We start from the raw sequence: 12,069 nt of genomic DNA on the forward strand, positions 1-12,069 counted from the left end.
GCCGGAGCAAGCGCTCCGGCCCTTCCTGCTCCGCAAAATTGCGGAAACGTGCCTCAGAAGCGGAAGCCGACGCCCGCAACGACCTGGTGCCGGTCCGTATCGACTTCGAACGCGCTCGTGGTCGAGCCGTCGAAGAACTCGAAATCGGCTTCGGTGTAGTTCGAGTAGCGATACTCGAGCTTCGCGAAGGTATTGGTGCCGAAGGTCCGCTCCACACCCGCGCCGACGCGCCAGCCGTCCAGCTCGAAATTCTCGTCGAGTTCGGTCGTGCCGTCGGTGGCGAGCACGTTCAGTCGTGCATTCGTATAGCCGCCCTTGGCGTAGAGCAGCGTGCCCGGGGCGACGATGCCGCCGATGCGGACGCCGGCATAGATGTCGCGGTCGGTCGCTACTTCGCCGTAGCCGAAGTAGCTGGGGTCGGTGCTGTCCATCTCGACCTTGCCGGTCGAATCGGTCAGCTCGACCTCGGCACCGGCGACGACGCCGCCGAGATTGAAGTCGTAGCCGGCCTCGATGCCATAGAGGAAGCCGTCGACGGTCTGATCGTCGCCGTCGAGATCTGAATCCTCGGTGCTGCCGGGGCGGATGCCGTCATAGCCGCCGAGCACGCTGATCCGCGGACCGGTGAAAGTCGGATCATAGGACTGGGCCGCGGCGGGAGCGGCAAGCGCCGTGGTGCTGACGAGCGCGGCGGCGAGAATTGCGTTACGCATGTACGGTACTCCAAAGAAAACGCGTTACGGTACTGGCTCGCGAAAAATTGCGAGCGGGGCGATGAATCGTTTGCGGGCGGCGGATGTTGCATGAACGCCAGATAAACGATGGAATCCGTTGCTTTCATGCAACACATGCGCGCCCGGTGATCGGCTCCTCAGCGAGCCGTTGCGGCCTCTCCGGCGGCAGTCGTGCCGCGCCGCGCGGTGAGAAGGTGCATGCCCATTTTCGTACTCCCTGTGGACTGTCATTGCGGACCTGAACGGCCGCTGCTGTGCTACTCGCCTGAGTCACCTGTTTGTTTCCTGAACGAAACGAGGCAGAAAAAAGGCGTTGCTATCGGCAGCGAGCCTGGAGACTAGAGGGGCATGACTGATGCCGCCGCTCGCAAAGGCCGTGACTTCATCGCCCGCCACGGCGAAACCGTGTTCAATGCCGCGCGCCGGATGCAGGGGGACCACGTCCATACGCCGCTCACCCGTGCGGGATTCGAGCAGGCGAACGCGATGGGGGCCGCGCTGCGCAACCTGCTGGGCGTGCGGCCCGCGATCACGCTCTGGGCTTCGCCTGCCGGCAGGGCGCTGCAGACACTCGCGGTGATCGCCGAGCATCTCGAGCTCGACTGGCACGGGGCGCGTACCGACTCGCGACTCGTGGAGATCGGCATGGGCGCGTGGAGCGGACGCTATTATGCCGATCTGGCGCAGGAGAGCGGCAGCGTGCTCGATCCCGAGCACAATCTCTACGTCCGCCAGCCGCCAGGGGGCGAATGGTATGATGCGATCGCGGCGCGAGTCGGCGCCTGGGCCGCGGATACGGCGGATGATCCGGGCGATCGGCTGGTCATCATGCACGGCATGTCGAGCCGTGTGCTGCGGGGAGTGCTCACCGGAGCGGATGTGTTGCCGCGTTTCGCTGCGCCGGTCGCGCCCGATCTGCCGCAGGGCTCGATCGTGCGAATCGAGGCTGGCGTGGAAACCGTGGCCCACCTCGGCGGCGGGCGAGGCGGCGTGCCAGCGTGATGCTGTCTCTGCTGCTGGGGGGCGCGATTGCGCTCCAGGCTGTCCCGCAAGGGCGTGAAGCGTTGGGCGTGTTCGAGAGCTGGGGCGCATTTCGTGATCCCTCGCCGCTGCGCTGTTTTGCGATTGCCGAGCCGGTGCGCAGCCGCGCGCGCGATCCCCGTCCCTTCGCCAGCATCGCCAACTGGCCGGGCGAGGGCGTCCGAAACCAGCTCCACATTCGTCTCAGCCGACAGCGCCATCCGCGCGCGCAAGTGACGCTTTCGGTTGGCGAGCGGCGATTCGAACTCGTCTCGGGCGAGCGGGACGCCTGGGCGCCGGACCCGCGGACCGACGCAGCGATCGTCTCCGCGATGCGCGGGGCGCGCAGCATGAGCGTCGAATCGACCGGGATGAACGGCCGCCCGTTCGTCGACGTCTATGCGCTGCAGGGCGCCGCCACTGCGATCGACGCGGCGGCTCTGGGGTGCGTGGGCCGCTGACTTCCCGCAGCCGCCGGTCGGGGAGTGGAATTTCGCCCGGGAATCGCCTATATGCCGCCGATGCAAACAGCGCAGCCGCTTTCGATGCCCATCCCGGGGCACATTGATCCCGTGCCCGTTCCGCGTGCGCCCGCTGCCCGCGCGGATGGTCGAGTCGATCTGATCGGTCTTTCGAAGGATGGTCTTCGCGAAGCGCTGAGCGCCGCCGGCATGGAGCCGAAGCAGGCGAAGCTGCGCGCGAAGCAGCTCTGGCACTGGATCTACAATCGCGGCGCCACCGAATTCGCGGCGATGACCGATATCGCCAAGGCGCAGCACCCCTGGCTGGCCGAGCGGTTCGTGATCGGCCGTCCCGAGGTGATCGAGGCGCAGGTCTCGACCGACGGAACGCGCAAGTGGCTGCTGCGCTCGCCCGATGGCCAGGATTACGAGATGGTGTTCATCCCCGATGCGGACCGGGGAACGCTGTGCGTGTCGAGCCAGGTGGGCTGCACGCTCAATTGCCGTTTCTGCCACACCGGAACGATGCGGCTGGTGCGGAACCTCACTGCCGGTGAGATCGTGGGTCAGGTGATGCTGGCGCGCGATTCGCTCGGCGAATGGCCGAGCCAGCCCGAGGGGCGGATGCTGACCAACATCGTCATGATGGGGATGGGCGAGCCGCTCTATAACTTCGACAACGTCCGCGACGCGCTCAAGCTGGTGATGGATGGCGACGGACTGGCGCTCTCCAAGCGCCGGATTACGCTGTCGACCAGCGGCGTCGTGCCGATGATGGCACGCTGCGGCGAGGAAATCGGAGTCAACCTAGCCGTGTCGCTGCATGCCGTGACCAAGGAAGTGCGCGACGAGATCGTCCCCCTCAATCGCAAATACGGCATCGAGGAACTGTTGCAGGCCTGCGCCGACTATCCGGGCGCGAACAATGCGCGGCGGATCACCTTCGAATATGTCATGCTGAAGGACAAGAACGACAGCGACGCCGACGCGCGCGAGCTCGTTCGGCTGATCCGCAAGTACAAGCTGCCCGCCAAGGTGAACCTCATCCCGTTCAATCCCTGGCCCGGCGCACCCTATGACACTTCGACTCCCGAGCGGATCCGCTCCTTCTCGAACATCGTGTTCGAAGCGGGCATTTCCGCTCCGGTGCGGACGCCGCGCGGCCGGGACATCGACGCCGCCTGCGGCCAGCTGAAGACCGCGGCGGAGAAGAAGTCGCGCGCCGAGCTCGACCGGCTGGCCGAAGAAAAGCAGGTGGCGCTCGGATAGGGGTGGCGATCGTTCCGCCTTCTCTCACGCCGCAGCGGAAGGAGGCAATCGCGTGCGCGGACGTGTGAAACGCAAGGCGGCGCTTGCTGCGCTCGACGTCGCCGCGCGGCCCGCGGAGCCGCAAATGTGCACGCTGTGCGACCGGCCACTCGGAGCCCGTGTCGAGTGGCACCATGCGGTTCCGAAGAGCGAGGGCGGCCGCGAGACCGTTCCGCTTCATCCGATCTGCCACCGCACGGTCCATGCCGCCCTTACCAATTCCGAGCTGGCCGCGCTGTGCAGCGACGGCGCGCTCGACGCGGTGCGAGGTCATCCCGAGGTGGCGCGCTTCCTGCGCTGGGTGGCGGACAAGCCGCGCGACTTCCATGCACCGACCCGTCGAAGCCGGACACGCGACGAGGGCTGGGCGTGGCGAAAGCGATAGCGCGGGCTCGATCCGGGGGCAGCTTCGCACGTGCGCGCACGCCCAGAGCCGAAGCCGCCAACAAAAAGGGCCGGAGGCTTGCGCCCCCGGCCCCTCTTTCGCGTGATGCGCAGCGGGACTTAGAAGTCCATGCCGCCCATGCCGCCCATGCCACCGGGCATGCCGCCGGCGCCGCCGCCGTTCTTGTCCTCGGGCAGCTCGGCGACCGTGGCTTCGGTCGTGATGAGCAGGCCTGCGACCGAGGCCGCGTTCTGCAGCGCAGTGCGCACGACCTTGGTCGGGTCGATCACGCCGGCCGACACCAGGTTCTCGTAGGTGTCGGTCGAGGCGTTGAAGCCGAACGAGGTGTCGTTCTGGTCGAGCAGCTTGCCCGAGACGACCGCGCCGTCATGGCCCGCGTTCGACGCGATCTGACGCACCAGCGCCGTCAGCGAGCGGCGAACGATGTCGATGCCACGCGTCTGGTCCTCGTTGCCGCCGGTCACGCCGTCGAGCGCCTTGGTGGCATAGAGCAGCGCCGTGCCGCCGCCGGGGACGATGCCCTCTTCAACGGCTGCACGGGTGGCGTGCAGCGCGTCGTCGACGCGGTCCTTGCGCTCCTTCACTTCGACTTCGGTCGCACCGCCGACCTTGATCACGGCAACGCCGCCGGCGAGCTTGGCGAGACGCTCCTGGAGCTTCTCGCGGTCGTAATCGCTGGTCGTTGCTTCGATCTGCTGGCGGATCTGCTCGGTGCGCGCCTTGATCGAATCGGCATCACCCGCGCCATCGACGATGGTGGTGTTGTCCTTGTCGATCGTGACGGTCTTGGCGGTGCCGAGCATGTTCAGCGTGACGTTCTCGAGCTTGATGCCCAGATCCTCGCTGACGACTTCGCCCTTGGTCAGGACGGCGATGTCCTCGAGCATCGCCTTGCGACGATCGCCGAAGCCCGGTGCCTTGACCGCTGCGACCTTCAGGCCGCCGCGCAGCTTGTTGACCACCAGCGTGGCGAGCGCCTCGCCCTCGATGTCCTCGGCGATGATCAGCAGCGGACGGCCCGACTGCACGACCGCTTCGAGCACCGGCAGCAGCGACTGGAGGTTGCTGAGCTTCTTCTCGTGGATGAGGATGTACGGGTCGTTGAGTTCGACCTGCATCTTCTCGGGGTTGGTGATGAAATAGGGCGACAGATAGCCGCGGTCGAACTGCATGCCCTCGACGACGTCGAGCTCGAATTCGAGACCCTTCGCCTCTTCGACGGTGATCACGCCTTCCTTGCCGACCTTCTCCATCGCTTCGGCGATCTTCTCGCCGACTTCCTTGTCGCCATTGGCCGAGATGGTGCCGACCTGCGCGATTTCCTGCGTGCCCGACACGGGCTTGGAACGGCTCTTGATGTCCTCGACCACCTTGCCGGTGGCGAGATCGATGCCGCGCTTGAGGTCCATCGGGTTCATGCCGGCCGCGACCGACTTCATGCCTTCGCGGACGATCGCCTGCGCCAGAACGGTCGCGGTGGTCGTGCCGTCGCCGGCGACGTCGTTGGTCTTCGAGGCCACTTCGCGCACCATCTGCGCGCCCATGTTCTCGAACTTGTCCTTGAGCTCGATTTCCTTGGCGACGGTGACGCCGTCCTTGGTGATGCGCGGCGCGCCGAAGCTCTTGTCGATCACGACGTTGCGGCCCTTCGGGCCCAGCGTGACCTTCACTGCGTCGGCGAGAATGTCGACGCCCTTGAGGATGCGCTCGCGCGCGTCGCGCGAGAATTTAACGTCCTTGGCTGCCATGTGCAGTTCCTTCCTGTTCGTCGCCCCTGCGCGGGCAGGGGCCTATCTCTGGTCAATCTGCGATGCGCCGGATCGGCTCACGCGACAGACATGGGTCCCTGCCTCCGCAGGGACGACGGCGGCGAAATCAGCCCTCGACGATGCCGAGGATGTCGCTTTCCTTCATGATCAGCAGGTCTTCGCCGTTCACCTTCACTTCGGTGCCCGACCACTTGCCGAACAGGATGCGATCGCCGGCCTTCACGTCGAGCGGCGTGACCTTGCCGTCGTCGGCCTTGGCACCCGCACCGGCGGCGACGACTTCGCCTTCCTGCGGCTTTTCCTTGGCGGTGTCGGGAATGATGATGCCGCCGGCAGTCTTCTCTTCGGCTTCGACGCGGCGAACGAGCACGCGATCGTGCAGCGGACGAAAGTTCATGCGCCTGATCCCTCTTGTTGCGGTTGTGAGTCTTAGCACTCAGCTGACCCGAGTGCTAACGCTCCGGATATGCGTGCGACCCCTGCGACCGTCAAGGGGGCGAAAGGGGCGAAATCATCTGTATTGTGCGGCTAATACGGACGTTTACTCGCCCTCGCGCGTGCAGTAGGCAGCGGGGCAGCATTTCGCAGAGGAATCGGCACCGTGAAGCTCGTCAAAGGCGCCTGGAAGATATTGGTGGCGATCAAGGACGGGCTCGTCCTGATCTTCATGCTCCTGTTCTTCTCCACGCTGTTCGCGCTGCTTTCAGCCCGGCCGAATGTGGCGGCGATCCACGATGGGGCACTGGTGATGGCGCTGGACGGCGCCCTCGTCGAGCAGCCCGAGGCGCCCGATCCGCTGGCGGGACTCGGCGGGCCTGGAGAGATTCTGAAACAGCATCGGGTGCGCGACGTGGTGCGGGCACTGGACGCGGCGCAGGACGACGGACGCGTGACGGCGGTCGTCCTCGATCTCGATCGCTTCACCGGCGGCTATCCGGCCGCCGTCGAGGAAGTCTCGGACGCGGTTGCGCGGCTGCGCGCCAGCGGCAAGCCGGTGCTCGCCTATGCCACTGCTTACACCGATGACGCGTATCTGGTGGCAGCGAGCGCGAGCGAGGTCTGGGTCCACCCGATGGGGGGAACGCTGTTCGCGGGCCCGGGCGGATCGACGCTTTATTACAAGGGGCTGCTCGACTGGCTGGGCGTGAACATGCACGTCTATCGCGTCGGCACTTACAAGTCGGCAGTCGAACCCTATACGCGCACCGAGATGTCGCCGGCGGCGCGTGAGGCGAACGAAGCGCTTTACGGCGGCATCCTGGCCCAGTGGCGCGATTCCGTGAGCAGGGCGCGTCCGAAGGCGCGCATCGCCGAATTCCTCGCCCGGCCGGCCGAGGTGGTCACCGGCGCGCAAGGCGATGTCTCGCAAGCGAACCTCGATTACGGGCTGGTCGACAAGACGGGTGATCGGCTGGCGTTCGGGCGTCGGGTCGCCGAACTGGTCGGAGCGCCGTCGGATGCTGCCGCGGGAAATTTCCATGCGATCGCAATGCGCGACTGGCTGGAGGCGAACCCGGTCGACGAGGCGGGTGACGCGATCGGAATCATCACCGTTGCCGGCGAGATCATCGATGGCGAGGCGGGGCCGGGCACGGCGGGCGGCGACACGGTTTCCAGGCTGCTGCTCAAGGGCCTGGCCGAGCACCGCCTGCGCGCGTTGGTGGTCCGGATCGACTCGCCCGGCGGGTCGGCGCTCGCTTCCGAGCAGATTCGCCAGGCCGTGCTCCACGCCAAGGCACAGGGACTGCCGGTGGTCGTTTCGATGGGCTCGGTCGCGGCGAGCGGCGGCTATTGGATCGCGACGGCAGGCGACGTGATCTTTGCCGAGCCGAACACGATCACGGGCTCGATCGGCATTTTCGGCCTGTTGCCCACGTTCGAGAACACGCTCGAGAAGATCGGCGTCACCACCAGCAGCGTGCGCACCACACCGCTTGCGGGTCAGCCCGATTTGCTCGCCGGCACCAATGAAGCGACCAACACGATCCTCCAGTCAGTGATCGAAAATGGCTATCGCCGGTTCATCGGACTGGTCGCCGAGGCGCGCAACATGCCGATCGAACGAGTCGATGCGATCGCTCAGGGCCGGGTCTGGCTGGGCGGCACCGCGCGACAGCTCGGGCTGGTCGACCGGTTCGGCGATCTCGACGCCGCGATCGAGGAAGCCGCGCGCCGCGCCGAAATCGAGCCCGAGGATGCATATCCCGTCTATCTCGAGGAGCCGCCGAGCGAATGGCTGCAATTCCTGGCAAGTCTCACGCGGGAGGAGGATCAGGACGAGTGGATTGATTCCCCCAGCGGCGCCGATCTCGCGGCGCGCATCGCCGCCGATCGCCGCACGGTGCTGACGCAGGCACTTGCCGACGCCGAGCGGGTCGGCCGCGGTGCGGCGATGCAGGCGCGCTGCATCGAATGTGCGGCACTGGGGCCGATGGCCTCTGGCCGGGAAACCGAGCCGAGCCTGGTGCGGATGCTGTTCTCGCGTTTGCTGCGATGATCGACATTCGCGCCGCGGCAGCGGGAGATTCGGCCGCGATCGCGGCGATCTACGCGCCGCACGTGATCGCCGGGACCGTCTCGTTCGAAACCGACCCGCCGGACGCGCGCGCGATGCGCAAGCGGATCGAAGCAAGCGGCGGCCTCTATCCCTGGCTGGTCATGACAGATGGGGAAGCGGGCGACCAGCCGGTGGTCGGCTATGCCTATGCCACTAGGTTCCGCGACCGCCCCGCCTACCGCCATGTCGTCGAGACGTCGATCTATATCGCGGGCCCGGCGCAGCGGCGCGGTGCGGGTCGGCTGCTCTACGAGGCGCTGATCGACACGCTGCGCGCCCAGGGCTTCACGCAAGCAATCGGTGCGATCGCGCTGCCGAACGATGCCTCGATCCGCGTACACGAGGCAGTCGGGTTTCGACGCGCCGGCGTGCTGCGCGAAGTCGGCTACAAGCATGGCCAGTGGATCGACGTCGGCTTCTGGCAATGCGAGCTCAACGCACCGACGATTCCGCCTGCCGAGCCCCGACCCTTCAGCGAAGTGGGACTGGCGCGCCTATAGCGGATCGCGTGCCGGAATCTGACAATCGCTTGGGGCAAGGAGGCCGAGCCGGACGCGTGATTCCCCGGCTCAGCGCTTCCCCCGGTAGGACGGCAGCGCCAGCTTCCACTGGATCGCCGCCGCGCGCAGCGAGAAACCAGCAGCTGCGGCGATCAGGCCCGCGGCGAACGGGCGCAGATCGGTGAACGACAGCGCGACATATGTTGCCGAGGCGAGCGCGGCCGCAGTCACGTAGAGTTCGGGCCGCATCAGAATCGATGGTTCTCCGGCCATCATGTCGCGAATGATACCGCCCGCGCAGGCCGTTACCACGCCCATCACCATCGCCGGCACCGGCGGGATGCCGAAGCCGAGCGACTTCGCCGCGCCGAAAACGGCATAGGCGGCAAGACCCATCGCATCGAGCCAGTCGAATCCCTTGCCATGCCAAAGGCGCTCGGGCGTGATCCAGATGACTAGTGCCGCGCCGAGGCAGATCGCGGCGACGGTTCGATCATGGACCCAGAAGACCGGGGCTCCGATCAGCAAATCGCGGATCGTGCCGCCGCCCACCCCCGTCACGAGTGCGAAAAAGGCGGCAGTGACGAAGGTTTGCCCGCGCATCGCCGCCGCGAGCGCACCGGTCGCCGCGAACACGGCGATGCCGAAAAGATCAAGCCAGGGAAGGATCGGGCCGATATGGCCTGGGACGGGATATTCCATGGCCGATCGCCATAGAGCGCGCGGCGGGCGCGGGAAAGCGGTGGCTCGGGGGTGGAACCCGCACGCGCGCTGGTCCATTAGGCGCGCATGCAACGGACCGACCCGCAATTCGTCGCGCTGGCCATCGCCCTGGCTGCGCTCGCCGGCTTCGTCGATGCACTTGCCTATACGACGCTCGGCGGCTTTTTCGCATCGTTCATGAGCGGCAACTCGACTCGGCTCGGCGTGGGCCTCGGCAGTGGCGTGACGACCGATGCAGTCACCGCCGGGGCGCTGATCCTTTCCTTTGTCGCGGGCGTGATCGTGGCGAGCGTGCTCGTACGCGCCTTTGCCCGCCACGCTATGTCGGCGGTGATGGCCGCCGTCACGCTGCTGTTGCTACTCGCCGCGCTGCTCGCGCTGGTGATGCCGGGGCCGTTGGTGCTGCTGCTGCTGGCCGCGGCGATGGGCGCGGAGAACGGCGTCTTCAACCGCGAGGGCGAAGTCTCGCTCGGGCTGACCTACATGACCGGAACGCTGGTGCGCATGGGGCAGAAGCTCGCGATGGCGCTGATGGGAGACAAGGATCGCTGGGGCTGGATCCCCTGGCTGCTGCTCTGGACCGGCTTCACGTCGGGCGTGGTCGCCGGGGCGGTGCTGCACGACGATTATGCCTGGCACGCGCTGTGGTTCGCCGCGGGGGCGGCCGCGCTGCTGACGGTAATCGTCTATGGCATCACGCGACCGGCCAAGTCCGCGCGCGAGGCGTTCCACGAAACCGGCCCGGACGGGAGCAGCGACGTGGCATGACGGCGGGGCGGCCGGCGACTGCCGGCCGCCGGTCCTTCAGACGTGGATGGGTTTCCCCTGCACGGCCATTGCGGCTTCCTTGATCGCCTCGCTGTGCGTCGGGTGCGCGTGGCAGGTATAGGCGATGTCCTCGCTCGTCGCGCCGAATTCCATCGCCTGGGTCGCCTGCGCGATCATCGTGCCGGCGACCGAAGTGATGATCCATACACCGAGCACGCGGTCCGACTTCGCATCGGCGATCACCTTCACGAAGCCCTCGGGCTCGTGATTGGTCTTGGCGCGGCTGTTGCCCGCCATCGGGAACTTGCCGACCTTGATCTCGCCCTTCTCCTTCGCCGTTTCCTCGGTGAGGCCGACGCCGGCGATCTCGGGCCAGGTATAGACGACGCTGGGGATCAGATCGTGGTTCACGATGCCGGTCTGGCCGGCGATGTTCTCGGCGACGGCGATGCCTTCGTCCTCGGCCTTGTGCGCGAGCATCGGGCCGGGGATCACGTCGCCGATCGCCCAGACTCCATCCACCTTGGTGCGGAAGCTGTGATCGGTCTCGATCTGGCCGCGCTGGTTCAGCTCCAGGCCGATCTTGTCGAGGCCCAGCCCGTCGGTGTTCGGCTTGCGGCCGATCGAGACGAGCACGACATCGGCTTCGATCTGCTCGGCGTCGCCGCCCTTGGCGGGCTCCACGCTGACGGTCGCCTTGCCGCCGTTCACGGTCACGCCGGTCACCTTGGTGCCGGTCTTGAAGGCGATGCCCTGCTTCTTGAAGATCTTCGCCGCTTCCTTGCGCACGTCGCCGTCGAAGCCGGGGAGGATCTGGTCGAGATATTCGACCACGGTGACTTCGGCGCCCAGCCGGCGCCAGACGCTGCCGAGCTCGAGCCCGATCACGCCGCCACCGATGACGACCATCTTGCCAGGCACCTTGGGCAGTTCGAGCGCGCCCGTGCTGTCGACCACCACCTTCTGGTCGATCTCGACGCCGGGGAGCGGCGTCACCGACGATCCGGTGGCGATGACGATGTTCTTCGCGGTGACCTCTTCGCCGTTCACGGTGACGCTGTGCGCGTCCTCGAAGCTGGCGCGGCCCTTGAGCCAGGTGACCTTGTTCTTCTTGAACAGGAATTCGATGCCGCCGGTCAGGCCCTTCACCGCGTCGAGCCGCTGGCCGTGCATCGCCTCGAGATCGAGCTCGGGCGTGACCTTGATGCCCATCTTGGCCATCGCGCCGTTCGCCGCCGCGTCGAAATATTCGCTCGCGTGGAGCATCGCCTTCGACGGGATGCACCCGACGTTGAGGCAGGTGCCGCCCAGCGTTTCGCGGCTCTCCGCGCACGCGGTCTTGAGGCCCAGCTGCGCCGCGCGGATCGCCGCGACATAGCCGCCGGGGCCGGCACCGATCACCAGCACGTCATAGTCGTATTCAGCCATTGTGTACTCCACGGGCCAGCGTAGCCCTTCCAGTTAGCGTCCGGTCTGGCTGGACATCCAGACAGGTAGTTGGCCGCGCACATCGGCGACAGTTTCGATGACTACATGCGGTCGACCATCGTCCATGATGTAGTCACTGCGGCCAAGAACTCGAGCCGAGTAGAAGGCAATTTCCCAATCGTCGCGAACGATGCCATTTGCCGTCAGCTTTGCCAGGTCCACGTCTGTCGGCAGCGCCGCCGGCACTCCCCGGACATCGCAACCGGGCGCGTACATCATCCACCCTTGCGCCTGCTCCAATATGACAGTGCCAATGAACCCCTGTCTCGCAGACAGTTCCTCATCGGACCAACAATTGCCCAACTCTACGGGAGGCGGCCGCGTCGCACATGCCG

Annotated in this window: 13 protein-coding genes; 7 read left to right on the forward strand and 6 right to left on the reverse strand. The window is 66.5% G+C overall.

Going from position 1 to position 12,069, the window contains the following annotated elements:
- Positions 1–53: 53 nt before the first annotated feature.
- The gene (locus H7V21_RS12215) at positions 54–713 is read right to left on the reverse strand and encodes an outer membrane protein (RefSeq protein WP_188054016.1); all 660 of its coding nucleotides are present in this window, start codon (positions 711–713) and stop codon (positions 54–56) included.
- 369 nt (positions 714–1,082) lie between these two features.
- Between H7V21_RS12215 and H7V21_RS12220 the strand changes: the two genes are divergently transcribed.
- From H7V21_RS12220 to H7V21_RS12235, 4 genes are all read left to right on the forward strand, one after another.
- Positions 1,083–1,736 carry a histidine phosphatase family protein gene (locus H7V21_RS12220; protein ID WP_188054017.1) on the forward strand — a complete coding sequence of 218 codons (654 nt, stop codon included), beginning with the start codon at positions 1,083–1,085 and terminating at the stop codon, positions 1,734–1,736.
- A complete protein-coding gene (locus H7V21_RS12225) occupies positions 1,736–2,215 on the forward strand; it encodes a hypothetical protein (RefSeq protein ID WP_188056531.1) in 480 nt (159 codons plus the stop codon). Before H7V21_RS12220 ends, H7V21_RS12225 begins: the two co-directional genes overlap by 1 nt.
- Positions 2,216–2,275: 60 nt before the next feature.
- Positions 2,276–3,484 (forward strand): 23S rRNA (adenine(2503)-C(2))-methyltransferase RlmN, encoded by a 1,209-nt coding sequence (rlmN, locus tag H7V21_RS12230; RefSeq protein ID WP_188054018.1) that lies wholly within the window; start codon positions 2,276–2,278, stop codon positions 3,482–3,484.
- 124 nt (positions 3,485–3,608) lie between these two features.
- The gene (locus H7V21_RS12235; protein ID WP_188056532.1) at positions 3,609–3,908 is read left to right on the forward strand and encodes an HNH endonuclease; all 300 of its coding nucleotides are present in this window, start codon (positions 3,609–3,611) and stop codon (positions 3,906–3,908) included.
- 119 nt (positions 3,909–4,027) lie between these two features.
- Here the strand turns inward: H7V21_RS12235 and groL are convergent, their stop codons facing one another.
- Complete coding sequence (gene groL / locus H7V21_RS12240) at positions 4,028–5,677, reverse strand: chaperonin GroEL (protein ID WP_188054019.1); 1,650 nt, start codon at positions 5,675–5,677, stop codon at positions 4,028–4,030.
- Positions 5,678–5,804: 127 nt separating this feature from the next.
- Positions 5,805–6,095, reverse strand: coding sequence for a co-chaperone GroES (gene groES, locus H7V21_RS12245; RefSeq protein ID WP_188054020.1), 291 nt, complete (start codon positions 6,093–6,095; stop codon positions 5,805–5,807).
- Positions 6,096–6,299: 204 nt separating this feature from the next.
- Here groES and sppA point away from each other — a divergent pair, with 204 nt between their 5' ends.
- Together sppA and H7V21_RS12255 are read left to right on the forward strand one after the other, a co-directional pair.
- Positions 6,300–8,195, forward strand: a complete 1,896-nt coding sequence (gene sppA / locus H7V21_RS12250; RefSeq protein ID WP_188054021.1) for a signal peptide peptidase SppA — start codon at positions 6,300–6,302, stop codon at positions 8,193–8,195.
- Positions 8,192–8,755, forward strand: coding sequence for a GNAT family N-acetyltransferase (locus H7V21_RS12255; RefSeq protein WP_188054022.1), 564 nt, complete (start codon positions 8,192–8,194; stop codon positions 8,753–8,755). Before sppA ends, H7V21_RS12255 begins: the two co-directional genes overlap by 4 nt.
- 69 nt (positions 8,756–8,824) lie before the next feature.
- Here H7V21_RS12255 and H7V21_RS12260 read toward each other — a convergent pair whose 3' ends face one another.
- Positions 8,825–9,457: a trimeric intracellular cation channel family protein gene (locus tag H7V21_RS12260; RefSeq protein ID WP_188054023.1), complete on the reverse strand. Its 633-nt coding sequence runs from the start codon at positions 9,455–9,457 to the stop codon at positions 8,825–8,827.
- Positions 9,458–9,544: 87 nt separating this feature from the next.
- Here H7V21_RS12260 and H7V21_RS12265 point away from each other — a divergent pair, with 87 nt between their 5' ends.
- Positions 9,545–10,246, forward strand: coding sequence for a YoaK family protein (locus tag H7V21_RS12265; RefSeq protein ID WP_188054024.1), 702 nt, complete (start codon positions 9,545–9,547; stop codon positions 10,244–10,246).
- Between the two features lie 36 nt (positions 10,247–10,282).
- Here the strand turns inward: H7V21_RS12265 and lpdA are convergent, their stop codons facing one another.
- On the reverse strand, positions 10,283–11,674 hold the full coding sequence (gene lpdA / locus H7V21_RS12270; protein WP_188054025.1) for a dihydrolipoyl dehydrogenase: 1,392 nt from the start codon (positions 11,672–11,674) through the stop codon (positions 10,283–10,285).
- A gap of 33 nt (positions 11,675–11,707) precedes the next feature.
- Positions 11,708–11,953, reverse strand: coding sequence for a hypothetical protein (locus tag H7V21_RS12275; protein WP_188054026.1), 246 nt, complete (start codon positions 11,951–11,953; stop codon positions 11,708–11,710).
- Between the last annotated feature and the right edge of the window lie 116 nt (positions 11,954–12,069).

Source organism: Sphingosinithalassobacter sp. CS137 (genome assembly GCF_014334115.1).
Taxonomy (GTDB): domain Bacteria; phylum Pseudomonadota; class Alphaproteobacteria; order Sphingomonadales; family Sphingomonadaceae; genus Sphingomonas.